This window comes from Pseudomonas sp. 43NM1, assembly GCF_002836905.1.
Classification (GTDB): Bacteria; Pseudomonadota; Gammaproteobacteria; order Pseudomonadales; family Pseudomonadaceae; genus Aquipseudomonas; species Aquipseudomonas prosekii.
The window spans coordinates 1-22,832 of record NZ_MKGS01000181.1 but is presented as its reverse complement, the minus strand read 5'-3'; the positions used below and the strand labels follow the sequence as shown (position 1 = coordinate 22,832).

Genomic DNA, 22,832 nt, shown 5'->3' with positions numbered 1-22,832 from the left:
CGCATACGCAACCTATTGATTTTATTAGGTTTTTTTCTTCGAAAAAGCTGGCACGCAGGCTGCAATAGTCTTGTTAACGCAGGGCACTCATGGAATGAGCGTCCTCAACAAGATGACCACCCAGGTGGAGGAGCTACAGGATGAATCGTCAACGTGCCGCACAACTGCGTATCTCGCCTCTGCACATCCAGCAAGGTTTGTTCGCCATGCTCGCTCTTTCGATCACTTTGATCGGCGGGCAGCAATATGCACGTTGGGAACAGAGCCAGCAGCCGGAAGCGCCGCGCCTGTCGATTCAACACGCCACCCAGACCCATTTCAGTGCCGTCAGCAGCAACTTCGCTGACAGCGCCCCAATGCGCATGATGGACGTCGACCAGGCTCAGCCTGTGGATCAGATGCCGCGTCAGGAACGTTGGGTGTTTTAAAGCATCACACTTGTAACACCCAGACTTGGCGCGTTTGCTGCGCCGGGAAAAGCACCACGGATACGAACCCCTAAATAGAAGTAAGGAGAATCACCATGTTGAGTTGGGCAATCACTTTCTTGATCATTGCCATCATTGCCGCCGTTCTGGGCTTCGGTGGTATCGCGGGCACCGCCACGGGTATCGCCAAGATTCTCTTTGTCGTGTTCCTGGTGATGTTCATTGCTTCGTTCTTCTTCGGCCGTCGCGGTCGAGGCTGACCATGAACGTTCTGTGCAAGACACTGGCAGCCGCCCTGCTTCTGGGCGGCAGTGCCACGGCGATGGCGGCCAATGATGGCCAGGCGCGGGCCAGCGAGTTGCTTAACGCTGACCCGCAGTATCGTGAAACATGGACTCAAGTCGTCAAAAAGGAAGAGCGATTGCCGGAATGGGTGATGAACCTGAGCGGTACTTCCGAGCAAATGACTGCTGTGACTGAAGATGGCGACAAGTATCTAGTCGGGCCACTGTGCGAAAAGCAGGACACCTGCCTGAACAATCGCTTGATCGTAGCTTTCAGTTTCGACAAGGAAGACGCGTACGCGATGTGGGTGCAAGTGCCAGCGGGTCTTCCCGCCGATAAGTCACCGACGCGCCACGCTGACTACCGTTTCCTCGGCAAGCCTGATGAAGGCATGCAAAAGCTGCTGATGGAAACGCTGAAAAAAGATCCAAATTGGTACTAGGTTGAAAGCGGTACTCGGTTCCTTAGCTGGACCGCAGGCATTAGCTGGACCGAAGACATGAGTTTGAAACAAGAAAGGAGCAGCCTTGCTCCTTTCCAGTGCGCCACTCGAGGAGGGCCGGCGCATGACCAAGGGGTCGGGACGTTCTGACTGCTTCAGAGTCGGAGTGACCTACGGGCACATGGAGTGCTTGCGCAAGGGCCGGGTCAGGTAGGTAAAAAGCTGCGACGCAAGTTCGCCGATCCAAAGCGGCTCGACGGACTTGCGAAGAGCTTCATCTTAGAAAGCGCATCTCCTGCTCACGCCTCAACGTGCAAAACGTTGATCCAGAGCACTTCGCTGAATCCCCTCTGCTGCATATTCCCCGCAAAAACGTTTCGCGGTGTTTCGTCGCGACCGTATATCGAGAAAGCACTTTGTTTTTGTTGAGGAATTTTCCGAGGCATTCGTAGGCAATTTCCCAAGATTCACCCCGAAATCACCTGCTCAAAAAACAACCAACCTGCTCTGAAATGGCCGGTTCACGGCACTTATGCCTGCCGAAATGTCGTATTCGAACCGGTTGGGACGCTGGTTTCATTTAAAAAAGCTCATGCCGATTCGGCATAGGGTAGGCGTTTACGGCATTAGACGTCGCTTCCTTGCATCGGAATAGTTGCGCCTTTTTTCGCCTGCCGAAGAGCCGTAAACCAGCGCTTTCGGGGCACCTTATACGGGGGCAGATGCACAGACTTTTCCGCCACTGAGCGTTCCAGTTCGCGCACCTGCCCGAGTCAAACTGAAGTAAGGGTAATGATATGAAGAAGGCAAAGCTTAGCCTCGCCTGGCAGATCCTCATCGGTCTGGTATTGGGGATAGCAATCGGTGCGCTGCTGAACCATTTCAGCGCCGAAAAAGCCTGGTGGATCACTAACGTCCTGCAACCGGCGGGCGACATCTTCATCCGTCTGATCAAGATGATCGTGATCCCGATTGTGATTTCCTCGCTGATCGTTGGTATCGCTGGCGTCGGTGATGCGAAGAAACTCGGTCGTATCGGCCTCAAAACCATCCTTTACTTCGAAGTCGTCACCACCATCGCCATTCTGGTCGGTCTGGTGTTGGCCAACGTGGTCCATCCGGGCACCGGCATCGACATGAGCACGCTGGGTACGGTGGATATTTCCAAGTACCAGGCGACTGCCGCCGAGGTTCAGCATGAACACGCGTTCATCGAAACCATCCTCAACCTGATCCCGTCGAACATCTTCGCGGCCATGGCCCGCGGCGAAATGCTGCCGATCATCTTCTTCTCCGTGTTGTTCGGTCTCGGTTTGTCGAGCCTGCAATCGGACCTGCGCGAGCCGCTGGTGAAGATGTTCCAGGGCGTTTCCGAGAGCATGTTCAAAGTCACCCACATGATCATGAACTACGCCCCGATCGGCGTATTCGCGCTGATCGCGGTGACCGTGGCCAACTTCGGTTTTGCCTCGCTGCTGCCGCTGGCCAAGCTGGTAGTGCTGGTGTACTTCGCCATCGCGTTCTTCGCTTTTGTGGTGTTGGGTTTGATCGCCAAGCTGTTTGGTTTCTCGGTGATCAAGCTGATGCGCATCTTCAAGGATGAGCTGGTGCTGGCTTACTCCACCGCCAGTTCGGAAACCGTGCTGCCGCGTGTGATCGAGAAAATGGAAGCCTACGGCGCACCGAAAGCCATTTGCAGCTTCGTGGTGCCGACCGGTTACTCGTTCAACCTCGACGGTTCGACCCTGTACCAGAGCATCGCGGCAATCTTCATTGCCCAGCTCTACGGCATCGACCTGTCCATCAGCCAGCAATTGCTGCTGGTGCTGACGTTGATGGTGACGTCCAAAGGGATTGCCGGCGTGCCGGGCGTGTCGTTCGTGGTGTTGTTGGCAACCTTGGGCAGCGTCGGGATTCCGCTGGAAGGCCTGGCGTTCATCGCCGGTGTCGACCGCATCATGGACATGGCGCGTACCGCGTTGAACGTGATCGGCAATGCCTTGGCAGTGCTGGTGATTTCGCGCTGGGAAGGCATGTACGACGACGCGAAGGGCGAGCGCTACTGGAACTCGCTGCCGCACTGGCGCAGCAAGGAAAAATTGCCGGCCGGCGAGATTTCCAAAAACTGATGCTTTGCCCTTGTAGGAGCGAGGCTTGCCCGCGAAGGCGGTGTATCAATCAACATAAATGTTGAATGTTCCGGCCTCTTCGCGGGCAAGCCTCGCTCCTACAGGGTTCAGGTGCTAGCAGCGCGCGTTAAAACAAACCCCGGAGAAATCCGGGGTTTGTCGTTTCTGACGACCCCGCTATCATTCGCCGCATTCTTCGGGGGATTTAACTGATGCTCAATGGCCTGTGGCTTGGCTTCTTTATCGTCGCAGCCGTGTCGGCAATGGCGCAGTGGCTGATCGGCGGCAATGCCGGGATCTTCGCGGCGATGGTCGAAAGCATTTTCGCCATGGCCAAGTTGTCGGTCGAAGTCATGGTCCTGCTGTTCGGCACGCTGACCCTGTGGCTGGGCTTTCTGCGGATCGCCGAGAAGGCCGGGATCGTCGACTGGCTGGCCAAGGCCTTGGGCCCGCTGTTCCTGCGGCTGATGCCGGAAGTCCCTGCCGGTCACCCGGCCATCGGCCTGATCACCCTCAACTTCGCCGCCAACGGCCTCGGTCTGGACAACGCCGCAACGCCCATCGGCCTGAAAGCGATGAAGGCGCTGCAAGAGCTCAACCCCAGCCCGACCATCGCCAGCAACGCGCAGATTCTGTTTCTGGTGCTCAACGCCTCGTCGCTGACCCTGCTGCCGGTGACGATCTTCATGTACCGCGCGCAGCAAGGCGCGCCTGACCCGACGCTGGTGTTCCTGCCGATCCTGCTCGCCACCAGCTGTTCGACGGTGGTCGGTCTGCTGTCGGTGGCGTTCATGCAACGCCTGCGCCTGTGGGACCCGGTGGTGCTTGCGTATCTGATTCCCGGTGCGCTGGCATTGGGTGGCTTCATGGCGCTGCTGGCGACGCTCTCAGCGACGGCGCTGGCGGGGTTGTCCTCGATCCTCGGCAACCTGACGCTGTTCGGGCTGATCATGCTGTTTCTGCTGATCGGCGCGCTGCGCAAAGTGAAGGTCTACGAAGCGTTTGTCGAAGGCGCGAAGGAGGGCTTCGACGTCGCCAAGAATCTGCTGCCGTATCTGGTGGCGATGCTCTGTGCGGTGGGTGTATTGCGGGCCTCGGGCGCGCTGGATTTCGGCCTCGACGGCATTCGGCATCTGGTCGAGTGGGCCGGTTGGGACACGCGCTTCGTCGACGCCTTGCCGACGGCGATGGTCAAGCCGTTCTCCGGCAGCGCCGCGCGGGCGATGCTGATTGAAACGATGCAGACCTCGGGTGTGGACAGCTTCCCGGCACTGGTCGCGGCGACGATTCAGGGCAGCACCGAAACCACGTTCTACGTGCTCGCGGTGTACTTCGGCGCAGTCGGTATCCAGCGCGCCCGGCACGCGGTGGGGTGTGCGCTGTTGGCGGAGTTTGCTGGCGTAGTGGGCGCGATTTTTGTTTGCTACTGGTTCTTTGGTTAACAAAGATCCCTGTAGCAGCTGGCGCAGCCTGCGTCCGGCTGCGAAGCAGTCGTCAGTTCATTCTCCCGGATCTATCAGGAGGATTGCGGTGCCTGGTTTAGCGACTGCTTCGCAGCCGGACGCAGGCTGCGCCAGCTGCTACAGGGGATCGGCGGCATTCCTGATGGGCGGTTGGGCTTTCTGCCCTTGCTCAACCGCCCAGTTCACCACTTGCGCGGTGAGTTGATCGCTGGCCTGGCCGAACCCGGTGACTACCGCCGGGACTTGCACATCGTTCAGCGGCTGGCGCACTTCGAAGCGTCGACTGGCGAGGATGCGCTGGTCATAACCGCGCACCAGCAACGCGTCCAGACGAATCACCACACTGGCCGCAGTGCCCTGATATTCGGTCTGAAACGCCTGCAGATTGCCGCCCAACTCCAGATCTGCCTGGAAATTGCTGTCGTCGGTGCTCAACAACGTCACCCGGCCATCGCGCTGGAAACCATCAAGCAAGCGGTTGCGCAGCAGCACCGGCGCCGGATCGCTCCAGCGCGAAGCCTTGTAGCTGCTGATCAGATCACCCTGCGGGAGCACCGCGATTTTCGGGCTGTTCAATATTTCGCTGGCCTGCGGTTTGGCCAGACGCAGCGACCACGCTTGCGTTGCGCCGGTCTTGCCCGTCGCGCCGCTCTGCGCCGAGGGCAAACGATAAACATCCGACGGCTCGGACTTGGGCAAAATCGAACAGGCACTGAGCAGCGCAAAACCAGCGAGGAGGGCGAGGTGAGTCAGTTTCATGGGGTGAATTCCTTGTTCTTGTCGCTGCCCAGCAAGTAACCGCTGGGGTTGGCTTCCAGGCGTTGGGAAATGGCCCGCAGTGAACTCAGGGTTTCGCGCAATTCACGCACCGCCGGGGCCAGGCCATTGAGGCCTTGCATGCCGTTGTTGAGGGAATCCTGATTGCTCGTCAGCAACGTGTTGATGGTCGCGCTGCTCTGTTCCAGCGACTTCATCGCCTGCTCGGCGCTGCCGAACATCTGCTTGCCCTGATCGTTGAGCAGGCCGTTGGCGTTACGCATCAGCGCCGAGGTCTGTTCGAGCATGGCGCCGGCCTGCTTGCCGACCGAGGCCAATTGCTGCATCGCCTGACGAATATCGCCGCGCTGATCGGCAATCGTCGCGGTGGTCTGCTCCAAGTGTTCGAGGGTCTTGCTGATGCGTTCGACGTTGTCCGGCGAAAACATCTGATTGGCGTTGTGCATCAGCGCGGTCACGCCGGCCATCAAGTCACCGCTGTCGTTGAGCAAACGGGCGATGGGCGAGGGCGATGCGACGATTGTCGGCAGATCGCCGTCCTTGCCCTTGAGCGTCGGACTCTGCGGCGTGCCACCGCTGAGCTGAATGATCGAGGTGCCGGTGATCCCGGTCAGCGCCAGAATCGCGCGGGTGTCTTCCTTGATCGGCGTCTCGCCGCCGAGGCGAATGCGCGCCAGCACCCGGCGCGGATCGTTGGGGTCGAGGCGCAGGGTCACGACGTCGCCGACCTTGATCCCGCTGTACTGCACGGCGCTGCCCTTGGACAAACCGCTGACCGCCTCGTTGAAGACGATTTCGTAATCCTTGAACTCGGTGTCGACGCTGGACTTGGCCAGCCACAAACCGAAGAGCAGGGCGCCCGCCACCACCAGCACGGTGAACAGGCCGATCAATACATGATGGGCTCGGGTTTCCATGTCAGACCTCGTTTAGCTGTTGAGCGGCAGTCAGCGCCGCGCGGCCACGGGGGCCATGGAAGTATTCGTGAATCCACGCGTCATCGGTTTCCGAGACGACGTCGATGGCATCGGCCACCAGCACTTTTTTCTGCGCCAGCACCGCCACGCGGTCGGTGATGGTGTAGAGGGTGTCGAGGTCGTGGGTCACGAGGAATACGCTCAGGCCCAACGCATCGCGCAGGGTCAGGATCAGTTGATCGAACGCCGCCGCGCCAATCGGGTCGAGGCCGGCGGTGGGTTCGTCGAGAAACAGGATGTCCGGGTCCAGCGCCAGGGCCCGCGCCAGTGCGGCACGCTTGATCATGCCGCCGGACAGCGACGCCGGGTATTTGTCCGCCGCCGACAGCGGCAACCCGGCCAGCGCCAGTTTCACCGCCGCCAGGTGCTCGGCGTCGGCGCGGCTGAGGCCGGCGTGTTCGATCAGCGGCAGGGCGACGTTTTCGGTCACGGTCAGCGACGAGAACAACGCGCCTTTCTGGAACAGCACGCCGAAGCGCCGTTCGACCAGCGAGCGCTCATGCTCGGACAGCGTCGGCAGGTTCTTGCCGAAGACTTTGACCACCCCTTCGCTGGGCTGGCGCAAACCGACGATGCTGCGCAGCAACACCGATTTGCCGCTGCCGGAACCGCCGACCACCGCGAGGATTTCGCCCTTGTACAAATCCAGATCGAGGTTCTCGTGCACGCTCTGGCTGCCGAAACGGTTGCACAGTCCACGGACTTCGATCACCGCGTCGGTCATCGCCGCGTCAGACGCTCGGGGTAAGCCACTCACCAGCCCATCTCCATGAAAAACAACGCGGCCACGGCGTCGAGCACGATCACCACAAAAATCGACTGAACCACGCTCGACGTGGTGTGCGCGCCGACCGACTCCGCGCTGCCGCTGACCTTGAAGCCTTCGAGGCAACCAATCGCGGCGATGAGGAATGCGAAGATCGGCGCTTTGACCATCCCCACCAGAAAATGCTGAACGCCGATGTCGGTTTGCAGCAGCGACAGGAACATCGCCGGGGAAATCCCCAGCGACACCGCGCAAACTACGCCGCCGCCAATAATCCCGGAAAGCATCGCCAGAAAAGTCAGCATCGGCAGCGCTACCAGTAGCGCCAACACACGTGGGACCACCAGCAATTCCATGGGGTCGAGGCCTAACGTGCGGATCGCGTCGATCTCTTCGTTGGCCTTCATCGAGCCGATTTGCGCGGTGAACGCACTGGCGGTGCGCCCAGCCATGAGGATCGCGGTCAGCAACACGCCGAATTCGCGCAGAAACGAGAACGCCACGAGGTCCACCGTGAAAATGCTCGCGCCGAAACTGGCGAGCACCGTTGCCCCGAGAAACGCGACTACGGCGCCGACCAGAAACGTCAGCAACGCCACGATCGGCGCGGCGTCGAGGCCGGTTTGTTCGATGTGCGCGACCATCGGCGTGATGCGCCAGCGTTTCGGCCGGAGCAATCCGCGTGCGATGGTTTCGAGGATCAGGCCGACGAAACCCAGCAGTTGCAGGGTGTCTTGCCACACGGTGTCGACGGCCCGGCCGATGCGCGTGAGCAATTGGATGCCGACGCCGACTTCGGCTTCCTTGATCGGCACGCAAAAGTCGGTCATCGAGCAATAGACCGTTTGCAATAACGCGCGATCAGCGCCGGACAGCGTGCAGTCAGGGTGTTCGGCGGACTTGCCGAGGCGTTCGGAGCCGAGCAGCTCCACCAGCAGCGAGGCACCGGCCGTGTCCAGCGCGCCGAGGCCATTGAGGTCGATCGGCGTGCTGTCGTCGTATTGGCCGCGAAGGGTGTCGCCCAGCCGCTTGAGGTCGGCGTAGTGGGCGAGCGTCCAGTCACCCGTGACGCGCAAATTCGCGGGGGTGCTGGAAGTGTCCAGTCGGGCATTGCCGGCCATCGTGCTGCTGCTCATAAGCTCCGTGCTTGTTCGGCTATTTCGCAGCGCTACGTAATAGCACGAAGCGGATTACTTTTCTTTGGTCGGTGTGCTGTCGGTGATCACAAAGCGCAGCACGCCGATGACCTGGCCGTCCTCGGTCAACACCCGGACCTGCCATTTGCCCGCCGGATTGCCGGGGAAGTTCTGCTTGTGCGTCCAAGCCCGATAGCCTTCCTTGCGCCCGCCGTGGATATCCAGCGGAATGCGGTCGACCTCTTTGCCGTTGAATTTCCACACGTGATAAATCCGCTCGTCCAGGCCGCGCGGCGCGTTGATCGCGGTGTAGGCGTAGAGCCCGTCACCGCGAATCTGCTCGGCGCTGACTTCGTCGAGACTCTTGCCCGGCGTGCGGTCCTGCATTTGCGTGCTGATCGCCACGTCGGTCATCCACAACGTCGCCGGCGGCACCCACGAGCGCAGCACCCAGCCGAGCGCGCCGATGCCCAGCGTGATGCTGAGGATGGCCAGGGCGTTGCGCACGGTACGGATCGGGAAAATCGACGCCAGGCTCGGGAACGACAGGACCACGGCGATGCCGAGCGCCAGTTTGAAACTCTGCGCGGTGGTCAGGTGCAGGATCACGGGCAGGGCGGTGAGCAGGGCGGCGAACAGCGTCAGCGTGTGCAACGCGAGAAACGCCCAACGGCGCGGCGCCAGCCATTTGTAGTAGAGCGGATCGGTGATGGAGATCAGCGCGGCGATGCTCAGCAACCCGGTGAAGACCAGTTGGCCGCTGTTCCAGGTCGTGGTGATGAAGAAAAACGGCAGGACAAAAAACAGGCTTTCCTGGTGAATCATCTGCGTGGCGTAACGCAGCAGCGGCTGGGGGATTTCGCGTTTGAAGATTCTGGCGAAGAGCTTGGTCAGGCTGTTTTCCAGCATCAGCCAGATCCAGCTGATCAGCATGATGATGGTGATCCACGTCGCCAGCCCTTGCTGACGATCGACCAGCATGAAACTGCCGACCCCGGAGACAAAACCACCGAGCGCAATGACCCCCGGATAGCGTTTCATCAAGTCAATGATGCGCTGGACAAATACGGTCAGGGTCGGCATTCGGCGATTCACATTAGTCGTGGAAAAAATCCTCGACAGGGTAACGCTGGCGAGGCCAGCGTGGCGATAACCTGCGAGAAGCCTGAAGCAAATATCAAACCCGCAAAACCCTTGTCGCAACTCCCGAAACCCGCAAAACCTTCCCGACCCGCAAAACCCTTGTAGCAGCTGGCGAAGCCTGCGTTCGGCTGCGCAGCAGTCGTTAGTCCAAACAACGCGGAATTCCTGAAAAACCGCATCGCCCGGTTTGACGACTGCTTCGCAGCCGAACGCAGCCTTCGGCAGCTGCTACAGGGGCGCCCGGCAAGCCAGTCAATCTGCGAGCAGCGTGGAGCAAATATCAAACCCGCAAAACCTTTGTAGCAACTCCCGAAACCCGCAAAACCTTCCCGACCCGCAAAACCCTTGTAGCAGCTGGCGAAGCCTGCGTTCGGCTGCGCAGCAGTCGTTGGTCCAAACAACGCGGTATTCCTGAAAAACCGCATCGCCCGGTTTGACGACTGCTTCGCAGCCGAACGCAGCCTTCGGCAGCTGCTACAGGGGCGCCCGGCAAGCCAGTCAATCTGCGAGCAGCCTGAAGCAAATATCAAACCCGCAAAACCTTTGTCGCAACTCCCGAAACCCGCGAAACCTTCCCGAAACCCGCAAAACCTTTGTAGCAGCTGGCGAAGCCTGCGTTCGGCTGCGAAGCAGTCGTTGGTCCAAACAACGCGGTATTTCCCGAGAAACCGCATCGCCCGGTTTGACGACTGCTTCGCAGCCGAACGCAGCCTTCGGCAGCTGCTACAGCGCGGTGGGTTTGCGGTGGGCGCGCAATGCCAGCAAGCCCAGCACGATCAAGCCCAACACCCCGCCCAGCGCCCATAACAACTGATCATCGCTGAGCAGCGGTTTCTCGATCCGCAGATACCCCGGCTGCAACAACAACTCGCGCATGGCTTTGTTGGCTTCCGCCAGCGTCACGCCTTGCAGTTCTCTGGACGGGTTGGTGAAGCGTCCGTCCTGATAATCGCCGAGCGCGCTCCAATAGTAGTCGGCCAGCGCACTGTTGCCCTGCACGGCCCAGGATTGGCGGGAGATGGCGGCTTGCTTGAGGCGGTCGAAGGTGTCGACATCCAGGCCGTTCTTCAGCAGATCAGCCTTCAAATCCTCCAGTACCTGCTTCGCCTCATCGATATTCTCGCGCTCAAGGTCAGCATTCAGGCTCATGAAACCGACGCTGCCAAACAACTCGCGCTCGGCCCACGGCCCGTAGGACAAACCGTGGTTCAGGCGCATCTGCCGATACAGCGCCCAATCCAGATAATCCTTGAGCAGATCGAACGTCTGGTCCGGCACATCTTCGAGCACCGGCTCTGGCACCAGCCAGTGCAACTTCGCCCCGCCGCCGACAAAACCGTGAATCAGACTGCGCTCATGCGCGGCGCTGGCGTTGACTTCCGGCAACGCCAAATGCTCGGTGGGATCGACCGGTTCCAGCGGCCCCCAGGCCCGTTCCAGATAGGCCGGGAGCAATTTGTCGAGGTCGCCGACGACGATCAGGGTCATGTTGTTCGGCGCGTACCAGGCCTTGCGCACCTTATCCAGTTGCTCGCGGGTCAGGTAATCGACTTCGGCGCGTTGCGGGCATTTCAGGCCCAGCTCCACCGCCAACTGATTGCTCGCGGTGTGCCCGAGGTCCTGCCGGTCCATCCAGCGTTGCAGGTGCGAATAATGGCCGCCGTCCTCGCGCTCGACCACTTGCTTGGCGGCGTTGATCGCGTTGTCGTCGAATTGGGTCTGGGTCAGCAACGCCAGCAGCAGGTCGAGGACTTTGCGCTGATTTTTCGCCGGGGCTTCGATCACGAATGTGGTGTCGGCGTTGCTGGTGAAGGCATTCCATTCACCGCCCAAGGCCTGCATGCGTTCTTCCAGACCGCCTTCGCCGCTGGCGTCGATGCCGCTGAACAGCAAGTGTTCGAGCAGGTGTGGCAGCTCCTTTTCCTCACAAGGGAAGTCGTCGATGCCGACGCCAACCACCAGCCGAATCGCTACATGCCCACGGTCGGTGCCGGGTTTGAGCAGCAATTGCAGGCCATTAGGCAGCGCGTAGCCTTCGACCTGAAAACGATCCAGGGCAAACGCGGGAAATGAACCGAGCAACAGACAGGCGAATAACAGACAACGCATAACAGGCTTCCATACGGCTGATTGGAGATCCGTGTCGCTTTCCAGGCAGCCATCGCGAGCAAGCTCGCTCCCCCATTGGTTTTATCAACGACGCCAATCACCTGTGGGAGCGAGCTTGCTCGCGATGATCTTGAACCAGAACCTCTGTTACTGACTGGCCACACACCCAGACGTTCAAGGCGAATGCGTGATGTCGGCCAAATCGTCCGCCGCCAGCGCGCCGGTGTCGGCGGTTTCCAGTACCGCGTAGGCGCTGCTGCAAAACAGCGAATTGAGGCGTTTCATGTCGGCAATCAGCTCCAGGTGCAGCGAACTGGTTTCGATACTCTGCACAATCTTGCGTTGCAAACGGCTGACATGCGCGTGGGCCAACCGGCGTTCCTGCGCGCGGAAACGACGTTTCTCGCGCAGCAACTGCCGGGCACTTTCCGGATCGCTGCTGAGGAACACCGACAAGCCCAATCGCAGGTTGGAAATCAGCTGACTGTGCAGCCCCGCCAGCTCTTCCAGGCCGACTTCGGAGAACGAGCGGCGTTGCGAAGTCTTCTGCTGCTGCACTTTGCGCAGCATGCGTTCGATCAGGTCGCTGGCGAGTTTGAGGTTGATCGCCAGCTCAATGATTTCCGCCCAGCGCCGACTGTCTTGCTCGCTGAGGTCTTCGCGCGGCATCTGCGCCAGGTACAGTTTGATCGCGCTGTAGAGCGCTTCGACATCATCGGTGAGGCGACGCATTTCCTGAGTGACGGCGGTCTGTTTGCCGCGCAGCACGTCGAGCATCGATTCGAGCATGTTGTCGATCAGGTCGCCGATGCGCAGGGTTTCCCGAGCGGCGTTGGCCAGCGCGAGACCGGGGGTGACCAGCGCCGTCGCATCGAGATGACGCGGTTTGGCCATGCCGTTGATTTCCGGCCGCTCGGGCAATAGCCAGGCGCAGAGTCTGGCCATCGGCCCGACGCTCGGCAGCAGAATCAGGCAACGCGCGGTGTTGTAGAGCAGGTGGAAACCGATGACCATTTCCTGCGGACTGAAATCGAGGCTGTCGATCCAGTGCACCAGCGGGTCGAGCACCGGAATGATCAGCAGCAGGCCGATCAGTTTGTACAACAGGCTGCCCAGCGCCACTTGGCGACCCGCAGCGTTCTGCATGCTGGTGCTCATGAACGCCAGAATGCCGCTGCCGATGTTGGCGCCGATCACCAAGCCGATTGCCACTGGCAAGCTGATCACGCCGGCGCCGGCCAGGGTCGCGGTCAGCAGCACGGCGGCGAGGCTGGAATAGGAAATCATCGCGAACAGCGCGCCGACCAGGGCGTCGAGCAGGATGTCGCCGGTCAGCGAGGCGAAAATCACCTTCACACCTTGCGCCTGGGTGATCGGTGCGGCGGCTTCGACGATCAGTTGCAGCGCCAGAATAATCAGCCCGAGGCCGATGCTGACCCGGCCCATCTGGCCGATGCGCGTCTGTTTGCGCGAGAGGAAAAAAATCACTCCGAGGAAGATCAGCAGCGGCGACAGCCACGACAGATCAAACGTCAGCACGCGCGCCATCAGCGCGGTCCCGACGTCGGCGCCGAGCATGGTCGCCAGCGCGGGGGTCAGCGCCATCAGGCCCTGGCCGACAAAGGAGGTGACGAGCATGGCCGTGGCGTTGCTGCTCTGGACCATGGCGGTGACGACGATGCCGGCGATAAACGCCAACCCGCGTTTGGACATGTTCTGGCCAATCACGTGGCGCAGATTGGAACCGTAAACCCGCAGGATGCCGGTTCGAACGATGTGCGTGCCCCAGATCAGCAAGGTCACGGCGGATAGCAAATTGAGCAGGGTCAGCATGCTGGGCCCCCTGTGGTGGTAGCGCCCCAAAGGGGCAAATTGACGGTGCCGCGCAACGATCTACGTTCTGTACTTAAGCTGTAGTTGGCTAACGGTCTGGGCGCCAGCATCGCATAGCTGAATAAGCGATTGAAACAAAACTGTCATAAAAACAGCTTGATGCGGCGACACAAAACCGGATACCGCAGCTGGTACAGGATGGTGGTGGTCATGGGACCGGGGGATGCCGCAACTCGCTTCATGTAGCAGCTGCCGAAGGCTGCGTTCGACTGCGCAGCAGTCGCTGATCCATTCAACGCGGTCTTGCTGAAGAACCGCATCGTCAGGTCTAACGACTGCTTCGCAGCCGGACGCAGCCTTCGGCAGCTGCTACAGGGTGGTGGTGGTGGTCATGGGGCCGGGGGATGCCGCGATTCGCCTCATGTAGCAGCTGCCGAAGGCTGCGTTCGGCTTCGCAGCAGTCGCTGATCCATTCAACGCGGTCTCGCTGAAAGACCGCATCGTCAGGTTTGGCGACTGCTTCGCAGCCGAACGCAGCCTTCGGCAGCTGCTACAGGGTGGTGGTGGCTGAGTATGTGCGCTGATTTACAGGGTGCTAAACAGCGGGAAGATCCCCATCAGCAACGCTGCGACCATGATGCACATGCACACCAGCACGGCCCATTTAAGGGTGAAGCGCTGATGGTCGCCGAATTCGATTCCGGCCAGCGCGACCAGCAAATAGGTCGATGGCACCAGCGGGCTCAGCAAGTGCACAGGCTGACCGACGATCGAGGCGCGGGCCATTTCCACCGGAGTAATGCCGTAGTGGCTGGCGGCCTCGGCGAGCACCGGCAACACGCCGTAGTAAAACGCGTCGTTGGACATGAAGAAGGTGAACGGCATGCTCACCAGCGCAGTAATCACCGCCAGGTACGGGCCGAGGAATTCCGGAATCACCGCCAGCAAGCTTTTCGACATCGCGTCGACCATGCCGGTGCCCGACAGAATGCCGGTGAAGATCCCCGCCGCGAAGATCAACCCGACCACCGCCAGCACGCTGCCGGCATGGGCCGCAACGCGATCCTTCTGTTGTTGCAGGCACGGGTAGTTGACGATCATCGCGATACTGAACGCCACCATGAACAGCACTGGCAGCGGCAGCAGGCCGGCAATCAACGTGCACATCAGGCCCAGCGTCAGCAGGCCGTTGAACCAGATCAACTTCGGACGGCGCGCATCCGGGAACTGCGAAACACTGATCTCGCTGTGATCCACTTCATCGCCCGCCAAGTGCAATTCACCGAGGCGCGCACGCTCGCGTTTGCCGTAGAAATAGGCAATCGCCAGGATCGCCACCACGCCGGCGAGCATCGCCGGAATCATCGGCACGAAAATGTCCGACGGGTCGACATGCAGCGCACTCGCAGCACGTGCGGTCGGGCCGCCCCACGGCGTCATGTTCATCACGCCGCCAGCCAGAATGATCAGGCCCGCCATAATTCGCGGGCTCATGCCGATGCGGCTGTAGAGCGGCAGCATGGCGGCCACGCAGATCATGTAAGTGGTCGCGCCGTCACCGTCGAGGGAAACCACCAGCGCCAGCACAGCGGTGCCGACCGACACTTTCAACGGGTCGCCCTTGACCAGTTTGAGGATCTTGCGCACGGCCGGGTCGAACAGGCCGGAATCGATCATCAGCGCAAAATACAGAATGGCGAACATCAACATCACGCCGGTCGGCGCAAGTTTGGTGATGCCTTCGAGCATCATCGGGCCGATTTTCGGCGCGAAACCACCGAATAGCGCAAACAGGATCGGGATGATGATCAGGGCAATCAGCGCGGACAAGCGCTTGGTCATGATCAGGAACATGAACGTGATGACCATGGCGAAGCCAAGGAAAGTCAGCATGGGAATACTCCAGGCGTAGCGCGGCTAGGGAATGGGCGAACCGGGTCGGGTCAGCGCAGAACGGGAAGCGCGAGGCGTACGGGCGGAGGTGTAGCGAGGGGGCGGGTAACGAAAGACATCAGAATCACCATTGTTGTTGTTAATTGGACCGTGCGAACGATGCGCATGGCCAACCGGTCTGTTGCCGGCAGTGGGGCGATCCTAATCGGCCAAGCTTTCAGCTACCTTTCGTTGATGAAAGCATTGAGCGGTTGTGGCACCGGTCGTCGGACTGCGCCGAGGCGGCGCAATTGCGCTAAGGCGTAGGCTCAGGCTTGCAGTGAATCGGCGGCGCGCACAGTTGTGCGGGAACGAGCCTGCTTTCTAAACGCATCAGGAGGGAAATACATGGCAAACATTCACACCGGCGGCTGCCATTGCGGACACTTGCGCTATCAATTCAGCGGGCCGCTGCACGACATCGCGCATTGCCATTGCTCGATTTGCCGGCGGGTCAGCGGCGGCATTGTCACGACTTGGATCACCGTGCCCGCCGCAGACTTCGCGTGGCTGCGCGGGACGCCATCGCGGTACGACTCGTCCGCGAGTTGCGTGCGATATTTCTGCCCGACCTGTGGGGCGCAAGTCGCGCTGATCACGCAGCTCAGCCCACAGAGCATCGATGTGACCATCGCCACCCTTGATCACCCTGAACACGCCCCGGCCGAGCGGCATATCTGGAGCGACAGCCGCTTGCCGTGGCTGCACCTCGACGAGCATTTGCCCAGCGAAGCCGAAGAAAATATCTGATCAGAAAATAGACAGGTTCAGCGGTCGGACCGCGCCCATCCAGATCGCGTGTTCGGTGTGATCGAGCAAATCATTGCCGGTGTCCGGGTGCAGGAACACCACCAGACTGCGGCGATTGAGCGCCAGCCACGGCAGCACCTGGCCAAGCAACTCCGGCCCAAAGGCCAATTGGCAGCTCCAGTCCGGGTGCGGCCCGACCGGGCGTTCGTGGACGCGGCCCATTTTCAGCGCAAACAACGCAGCCGCTTGCTCACACAAGGCGCGCGCCTGATCGATGGTGCTGGCGTCGAAATAAACGTGGGCGTGGTAGCCGGTGATCTGTTGCATCTGCACCTCTCGCAAACTCGTTCGAACCCTCGCCGATTCCTACAGGTCACACGCCATATACGTACAACTTATAAGAAGGAATAAGGAGATCAGCCATGAAAAATGCCGAAACCCCGACGGTAAAAGTGGTGCTCTATGGTGCCATGAGTAGCCTGGGCAGTGCGCTGATGGCTGAAATGCTGCGGCGCCAGCATGAAGTGATCGCGATTCTCGATGACCTGACGGCGCTCGCGCCACGCCCCGGTCTGCGCACCAAAAACGGTGATCTGTTTGACTCCGAACGGGTCAAGCAAAGCGTCGCCGGCAGTTCGGCGGTGATTTGCCTGTTGGACGCGCCGGGGCTGCCGATCAGCAGCGAACATGTGGAAAAAACCATCGTCCCCGGCCCGGTCGAGCAAGTGCTGGCGATCGATGCGCTGATCGACGGCATGCAAGCCGCCGGTATTTCCCGAGTGTTCGTCGTAGGAGATTTCGCCGAGCTCGACGAGCCGGAAGTGGAGGACAACCTGCAACTGCACGCCGCCGAAGAAATCCTCGAAGCCCTGCAGGGCAGCGGTTTGCAATGGACGCTGGTGGACGCGCCGCGTGGCGTGGCCGGGTTGACCATCGAGCATTTCAGCCAGGTCAGCAGCTCGCTGGAACCGGGCCTGGCCGAACCGCTTGAGCGTTTGAATCGCGTGGCGGTCGGCATCGCCGATGAACTGCGTTTGAATCTGCACGTCGGCGAACATGTGAACTTCGTCGCGGCGACAGATTACTAGAAACGTTCACACCGCAATCGAAGGAAAGGGCAGGCCGGTCAGCGATTGCGCGCTGGTTGCCTGCTCTGCCATCAGCCAATCGAGAAACTGCTGGATCAACTCGCCGCGACGTTTGCGTTGCGGCAACACCACGTAATAACCCAATCGGGAAATCAGCGTGTCGGCGATTGGCCGACACAACAAACCCTGCGCCAGCAAGTTATCCACAAGGTGCCGCCAACCGATAGCGACGCCCTGACCGCCAATCGCCGCCTGGATCAGCAAGGTGTAATTGTCGAAACGCAACTGCCCCGGCGCCGGCGCAGAGGTGATCCCCAGCTCGCGAAATACGCCGCTCCAGTCGAACCAGTTGCTGCTGTTCTCGCCACGCAGATGTAGCAGCGGCAAGTCCAGCAGCGCCGGCACCGGCAAGGGCAGGGCGCGGTCCTTGAGCAACAGCGGGCTGCACACAGGAAACACTTCCTCACTGAACAACCAATGACTTTCGCCCTGTTTGAAGCGGCCATCGCCGAAGAGCACGGCGACGTCGATATCGGTGCGCAGCATGTTGTGATTGCGTTCGCTGGTGACGAGGCTGACATCGATGTGCGGGTTGGCCTGGTGGAAGCGGTGCAAACGCGGCATCAGCCAATACGCGGCGAAGGCGAAATCGGTGGCCACTTGCAGTACTTCGTGGGAGTGCTGCGCGCTGATCGCGGTGAGTCCTGCGTCGATATTCTGCAAACCGAGCTGAACTTGCTCGAACAGGATGGTCCCGGCTTCAGTCAGTTCGATGCCACGGTAAATCCGATCAAACAGTCGTGTGCCGAGCTGCTCTTCCAACCGTTTGATCTGCTGGCTGATCGCCGGTTGCGTGGTGCCGAGCTCCACCGCTGCGGCGGTAAAACTGCGCTGACGGGCCGCTGCTTCGAAGGCGCGCAGCAGGTCGAGGGACAAATCACCGAGGGCGTCATACATAAGCTGTGCTTATCCTAGTCATTGCTTGGCGTGGGCTTTACCGTAGACCGCATGGCCTCCATGCTCGGTCGCAGCACTCTCGCATAAATATTCACTATGGAATGCCGCGATCACATGAAGCGCAAGAATATTCTTTTCATCATGGCCGATCAGATGGCCGCGCCAATGTTGCCGTTTTACGGTCCTTCGCCTATCAAACTACCGAATCTCAGCCGCCTCGCCGCCGAAGGCGTGGTGTTCGACGCCGCGTATTGCAACAGCCCGTTGTGCGCGCCGTCGCGTTTCACTTTGGTCAGCGGTCAGTTGCCGAGCAAGATCGGCGCTTACGACAACGCGGCCGATTTCCCCGCCGACGTCCCGACTTACGCGCACTATCTGCGTCGCCTCGGCTACCGCACGGCGCTGTCGGGCAAGATGCATTTTTGCGGCCCGGACCAACTCCACGGCTATGAAGAACGCCTGACCAGTGACATCTATCCCGCCGATTACGGTTGGTCGGTGAACTGGGACGAACCGGACGTGCGCCCGACCTGGTTCCACAACATGTCCTCGGTGCTGCAAGCCGGGCCGTGCGTGCGCACCAATCAACTGGATTTCGACGAAGAAGTGGTGTTCAAAGCGCAGCAATACTTGTTCGATCACATCCGCGAGGATGGCGATCAGCCGTTTTGCCTGACCGTGTCGATGACTCACCCACACGATCCGTACACGATTCCCAAGCCGTTCTGGGATATGTACGACGACGCCGACATCCCTTTGCCTACAACGCCGCCGCAATCCGAACTCGACCCGCACTCGCAACGCCTGCTCAAGGTCTATGACCTGTGGGATAAGCCATTGCCTGTGGATAAGATTCGCGATGCGCGCCGTGCGTATTTCGGCGCGTGCAGCTATATCGACAGCAACGTCGGCAAACTCCTGCAAACGCTTGAGGAAACCGGGCTGATCGACGACACGATCATCGTGTTCTCCGGCGACCACGGCGACATGCTTGGCGAGCGTGGCCTCTGGTACAAAATGCACTGGTTCGAAATGGCCGCCCGCGTGCCACTGTTGATCAGCTCGCCAGGGCAGTTCGGCGCGGGCCGGGTCAGCGCTGCGGTTTCCACCGCCGACCTGTTGCCGACGTTTGTTGAATTGGCCGGCGGTTCACTGGAGCCGGGCTTGCCGCTCGATGGCCGTTCGCTGGTGTCGCATCTGCAAGGGCAGGGCGGGCATGACGAAGTGTTCGGCGAGTACATGGCCGAAGGCACCATCAGCCCGTTGATGATGATTCGGCGCGGCGCGTATAAATTTATCTACAGCGAAGACGACCCTTGCCTACTCTTCGACGTACACAACGACCCGCGCGAACAGGAAGAACTCAGCCAGTCGCATCGGCCGTTGTTCGACGAGTTTCTCGCCGAGGCGCGGGCCAAATGGAACATTCCGCAGATTCATCAACAAGTGCTGCAGAGCCAACGGCGCCGGCGTTTCGTCGCCGAGGCCCTGACCATCGGCAAGCTGAAGAGCTGGGATCACCAGCCGCTGGTCGACGCCAGTCAGCAGTACATGCGCAACCACATCGACCTTGACGATCTGGAGCGCAAAGCACGTTATCCACAACCCTGCCAAAACCAATAATGTGAAGGGGAAGTCCATGCAAAGGTTATCCACAGTCGTGACGGTCGGGCTACTGGCTCTGGGCAGCGCTTCGGCGTTTGCCGATCAGAGCTGCGAGACGGTGAAAATGGCTGACCCGGGTTGGAGCGACATCGCCGCCACCAACGCCATCACCGGGTTTCTGCTGGACGGCATGGGCTACAAGGCCAAAGTCGATACGCTCGCCGTGCCGATCACCTTTGGCGGGCTGAAGGACGGCCAGGTCGACGTATTTTTGGGCAACTGGATGCCGGCGCAGCAGGGCTTCTACGACAAGTTCGTGGCGAATGGCGATGTCACGCAACTGGCGAAAAACCTCGACGGCACTGAGTTCACCCTGGCCGTGCCGGATTACGTCTGGGACGCCGGCGTGCATGATTTCGCCGATTTGAACAAATTCGCCGACAAATTCGACAAGAAGATCTACGGCATCGGCTCTGGCGCGCCGGCGAATATTTCGCTGCAGGACATCATCAAGAAGAACGATTTCGAGCTCGGCCAATGGAAACTGGTCGAGTCCAGCGAGCAGGCGATGCTGGCAGAAGTGTCCCGCGCGGTTAAGAAACAGAAGTTCGTGACCTTCCTCGGCTGGACGCCGCACCCGATGAACGTGCAGCTGAAAATGAATTATCTGAAGGGTGGCGAGAAGTACTTCGGCGACACCGGCAGCGTTTATACATTGACCCGCAAAGGTTATGCACAGGCGTGCCCGAACGTTGGCAAACTGCTGACCAACCTGAGTTTCACCCAGGACATGGAAAACAGCATCATGGCTGAGGTGGTGAACAAGAAAATCAGCAACGCCGAAGCGGCCAAGGCGTGGATCAAGGCCAATCCTGCGGTGCTCGACAAGTGGCTGGACGGCGTGAAAACGCTGGATGGCAAAGACGCGCTGGGGGCGGTGAAGGCCAAGCTTTGATTGGGTGATCCTGGATTTTGGTATGGCTGGAGATCGCCCCCTCACCCCAGCCCTCTCCCCAGAGGGGAGAGGGGGAAAGGGAGCAGATCTCCACGCTTTTCAAATCCTGAGTTCGGCTCGGACATTCAGATCTATACGGCTGCGCCTTTCGAATCCTGAGTTCGACTCAGGCTTTCAGGTCGATGTAGCTCCAGAGAACAACACGGTCAGTCCCCTCGCCCCTCTGGGGAGAGGGTTAGGGTGAGGGGGCGGTCCAACTGATACCCCTCTCACCCTGCTACCCTTGCGCAAACTCCCACCCGAGAGGACCCATGGCATTCCCCAGCCGCCATTCACTCTTTCCTTTTCTGAGCTGGCTGCCGCGCCAGACCCGCGCCAGCGTTGGCCGCGATGCGATCGTTGGCCTCAGTGGCGCGATTCTCGCGTTGCCACAATCCATCGCCTACGCCCTGATTGCCGGGTTGCCACCGGAATACGGCTTGTACGCGGCGATCATTCCAGTATTGATCGCTTGTTTGTGGGGCTCGTCGTGGCACCTGATCTGCGGTCCTACAGCGGCGATTTCCATCGTCCTCTACGCCAGCGTCAGCCCTCTGGCCGTGCCCGCGTCGCAGGACTACATCACGCTGATCCTGTTGCTGACGCTGCTGGCGGGTATTTTCCAGTGGTTGCTGGGTCTGCTGCGTTTCGGCGCATTAGTGAATTTCGTGTCGCATTCGGTGGTGCTCGGTTTCACCCTCGGCGCCGCCGTGGTGATTGCCATCGGGCAGATGCCGAATCTGCTCGGTCTGGACCTGCCGAACGAAGCCACGGCGCTTAATAGCCTGATGACCCTGATCACGCACCTTGGGGCTGTGGATAAACCTTCGTTGGTGTTGGGGATCGCCACAGTTGTCGTCGGCATCGTGCTGAAAATGCTTCTGCCGCGCTGGCCGACGTTGTTGCTCACGCTGGTGCTCAGCGGGTTGCTGGTGTGGCTGTGGCCGTCGATGTTTGGCCACGTGCATCTGGTCAGCGCATTTGTCGGGCGTTTGCCGCCCTTCAGCGCGGTGCCGCTGGACCTGGAGTTGATCCTGCGTCTGCTGCCGAGCGCGGTCGCGGTGGGCATGCTCGGACTGGTGACGAGCCTGTCGATTGCCCGCTCGTTGTCGGCGCGCTCGCAGCAATTGCTCGACGCCAATCAGGAAGTCCGCGCCCAGGGTTTATCGAACATTGTCGGGGCGTTCTTTTCCGGCTCGCTGTCCGCCGGTTCATTCACGCGTTCGGGTCTGAGCTACGAGGCGGGCGCCTGCTCGCCGCTGGCCGGGGTGTTTTCGGCGTTATGGGTGGCGTTGTTTGCGATTTTCGGCGCGGGTTTGATCGCGCACATTCCAATCCCGGCGATGGCCGGGAGCATTCTGTTGATCGCATGGGGATTGGTCGACCACCGCGCCATTCGTGCCTTGCTGCGGGTCAGCCGCGCCGAATTTGTGGTGATGGCGCTGACCTGTGTCGCGACGTTGCTGCTGGAATTGCAAACGGCGATTTACGCCGGGGTGCTGGCGTCGCTGTTCTTCTACCTCAAACGCACGTCGCAGCCGCGCGTGCAGCATTGGCGCGATGGCGATGAAGATATTTTGCGTGTCGGCGGTTCAATCTTCTTCGGCGCCAGCCATTACCTGCAAGTGCGCCTGCAGCGGATGCACGGCGCCCGCGTGGTGATCGAGGCGCAGCACATCAACTTCATCGACTATTCAGGCGTGGAGATGCTGCATCAGGAAGCGCGGCGGCTGCTCAAACAGAATCGCAGCCTGACCCTGCGCGGGGCGCGACCACCGGTGGTGGAGGAACTGCGCAAGTTGGAAGGCCCGGAGAAATGCCCGATAAGGTTTGAGGACTGAAACCGTAGTTGTATGGCAACCACATAACCTGTGGCGAGGGGGCTTGCCCCCGTTCGGCCGCGAAGCGGTCGTAAATTCAGCGACCGGGGTGTGTCAGACGGATTTATGGGGCTGCTGCGCAGCCCGACGGGGGCAAGCCCCCTCGCCACAGGCAAGCCCCCTCGCCACAGTTATCAC

General features: G+C 60.3%; 20 protein-coding genes. 10 read left to right on the top strand and 10 right to left on the bottom strand.

Annotated elements, in window-relative coordinates; genetic code table 11:
- Positions 1–140 precede the first annotated feature (140 nt).
- The 5 genes from BI292_RS23325 (at position 141) to BI292_RS23300 (ending at position 4,726) form a co-directional block, all read left to right on the top strand.
- Entirely contained in the window at positions 141–428 is a 288-nt protein-coding gene (locus BI292_RS23325; protein ID WP_092275569.1) for a hypothetical protein, read from the top strand.
- 95 nt (positions 429–523) lie between these two features.
- Positions 524–688 carry a DUF1328 domain-containing protein gene (locus BI292_RS23320; protein ID WP_003177151.1) on the top strand — a complete coding sequence of 55 codons (165 nt, stop codon included), beginning with the start codon at positions 524–526 and terminating at the stop codon, positions 686–688.
- Positions 689–690: 2 nt separating this feature from the next.
- Positions 691–1,155: an inhibitor of vertebrate lysozyme family protein gene (locus tag BI292_RS23315; protein WP_092275572.1), complete on the top strand. Its 465-nt coding sequence runs from the start codon at positions 691–693 to the stop codon at positions 1,153–1,155.
- A gap of 797 nt (positions 1,156–1,952) precedes the next feature.
- Positions 1,953–3,284: a glutamate/aspartate:proton symporter GltP gene (gene gltP / locus BI292_RS23305; protein ID WP_092275575.1), complete on the top strand. Its 1,332-nt coding sequence runs from the start codon at positions 1,953–1,955 to the stop codon at positions 3,282–3,284.
- 212 nt (positions 3,285–3,496) lie between these two features.
- Complete coding sequence (locus BI292_RS23300) at positions 3,497–4,726, top strand: nucleoside recognition domain-containing protein (RefSeq protein WP_101209337.1); 1,230 nt, start codon at positions 3,497–3,499, stop codon at positions 4,724–4,726.
- 138 nt (positions 4,727–4,864) lie between these two features.
- Here the strand turns inward: BI292_RS23300 and BI292_RS23295 are convergent, their stop codons facing one another.
- The 8 genes from BI292_RS23295 to BI292_RS23260 form a co-directional block, all read right to left on the bottom strand.
- Positions 4,865–5,506 carry an ABC-type transport auxiliary lipoprotein family protein gene (locus BI292_RS23295; RefSeq protein WP_101209336.1) on the bottom strand — a complete coding sequence of 214 codons (642 nt, stop codon included), beginning with the start codon at positions 5,504–5,506 and terminating at the stop codon, positions 4,865–4,867.
- Positions 5,503–6,441 carry an MlaD family protein gene (locus BI292_RS23290; RefSeq protein WP_101209335.1) on the bottom strand — a complete coding sequence of 313 codons (939 nt, stop codon included), beginning with the start codon at positions 6,439–6,441 and terminating at the stop codon, positions 5,503–5,505. The genes BI292_RS23295 and BI292_RS23290 overlap by 4 nt, the downstream gene beginning before the upstream one ends.
- A gap of 1 nt (position 6,442) precedes the next feature.
- A complete protein-coding gene (locus tag BI292_RS23285) occupies positions 6,443–7,225 on the bottom strand; it encodes an ABC transporter ATP-binding protein (protein WP_092275587.1) in 783 nt (260 codons plus the stop codon).
- A gap of 29 nt (positions 7,226–7,254) precedes the next feature.
- Complete coding sequence (locus BI292_RS23280; protein WP_101209334.1) at positions 7,255–8,403, bottom strand: ABC transporter permease; 1,149 nt, start codon at positions 8,401–8,403, stop codon at positions 7,255–7,257.
- Positions 8,404–8,457: 54 nt separating this feature from the next.
- Positions 8,458–9,486: a DUF5924 family protein gene (locus tag BI292_RS23275; RefSeq protein WP_101209333.1), complete on the bottom strand. Its 1,029-nt coding sequence runs from the start codon at positions 9,484–9,486 to the stop codon at positions 8,458–8,460.
- A gap of 783 nt (positions 9,487–10,269) precedes the next feature.
- Complete coding sequence (locus BI292_RS23270; protein ID WP_101209332.1) at positions 10,270–11,655, bottom strand: pitrilysin family protein; 1,386 nt, start codon at positions 11,653–11,655, stop codon at positions 10,270–10,272.
- Positions 11,656–11,829: 174 nt separating this feature from the next.
- Positions 11,830–13,488, bottom strand: coding sequence for a Na/Pi cotransporter family protein (locus tag BI292_RS23265; RefSeq protein WP_092275600.1), 1,659 nt, complete (start codon positions 13,486–13,488; stop codon positions 11,830–11,832).
- Positions 13,489–14,073: 585 nt separating this feature from the next.
- Positions 14,074–15,381 carry a CitMHS family transporter gene (locus BI292_RS23260; RefSeq protein ID WP_101209331.1) on the bottom strand — a complete coding sequence of 436 codons (1,308 nt, stop codon included), beginning with the start codon at positions 15,379–15,381 and terminating at the stop codon, positions 14,074–14,076.
- A 387-nt stretch (positions 15,382–15,768) separates the two neighbouring features.
- On the opposite strand from BI292_RS23260, the gene BI292_RS23255 reads away from it, so the two are divergent.
- Positions 15,769–16,170, top strand: a complete 402-nt coding sequence (locus tag BI292_RS23255) for a GFA family protein (protein WP_101209330.1) — start codon at positions 15,769–15,771, stop codon at positions 16,168–16,170.
- Here BI292_RS23255 and BI292_RS23250 read toward each other — a convergent pair whose 3' ends face one another.
- Positions 16,171–16,497 (bottom strand): DOPA 4,5-dioxygenase family protein, encoded by a 327-nt coding sequence (locus BI292_RS23250; RefSeq protein WP_101209329.1) that lies wholly within the window; start codon positions 16,495–16,497, stop codon positions 16,171–16,173.
- Positions 16,498–16,592: 95 nt separating this feature from the next.
- Between BI292_RS23250 and BI292_RS23245 the strand changes: the two genes are divergently transcribed.
- A complete protein-coding gene (locus BI292_RS23245; RefSeq protein ID WP_101209328.1) occupies positions 16,593–17,258 on the top strand; it encodes an NAD(P)-dependent oxidoreductase in 666 nt (221 codons plus the stop codon).
- Between the two features lie 6 nt (positions 17,259–17,264).
- Here BI292_RS23245 and BI292_RS23240 read toward each other — a convergent pair whose 3' ends face one another.
- Positions 17,265–18,215, bottom strand: a complete 951-nt coding sequence (locus BI292_RS23240) for a LysR family transcriptional regulator (protein ID WP_101209327.1) — start codon at positions 18,213–18,215, stop codon at positions 17,265–17,267.
- Positions 18,216–18,329: 114 nt separating this feature from the next.
- Here BI292_RS23240 and betC point away from each other — a divergent pair, with 114 nt between their 5' ends.
- The 3 genes from betC to BI292_RS23225 all read left to right on the top strand — a co-directional run bounded on the left by betC (position 18,330) and on the right by BI292_RS23225 (position 22,655).
- Positions 18,330–19,838, top strand: a complete 1,509-nt coding sequence (gene betC, locus BI292_RS23235) for a choline-sulfatase (RefSeq protein ID WP_092275619.1) — start codon at positions 18,330–18,332, stop codon at positions 19,836–19,838.
- A gap of 16 nt (positions 19,839–19,854) precedes the next feature.
- Positions 19,855–20,775: a choline ABC transporter substrate-binding protein gene (choX, locus tag BI292_RS23230; protein ID WP_101209326.1), complete on the top strand. Its 921-nt coding sequence runs from the start codon at positions 19,855–19,857 to the stop codon at positions 20,773–20,775.
- Between the two features lie 311 nt (positions 20,776–21,086).
- Positions 21,087–22,655: a SulP family inorganic anion transporter gene (locus BI292_RS23225; RefSeq protein WP_101209325.1), complete on the top strand. Its 1,569-nt coding sequence runs from the start codon at positions 21,087–21,089 to the stop codon at positions 22,653–22,655.
- Positions 22,656–22,832 lie beyond the last annotated feature (177 nt).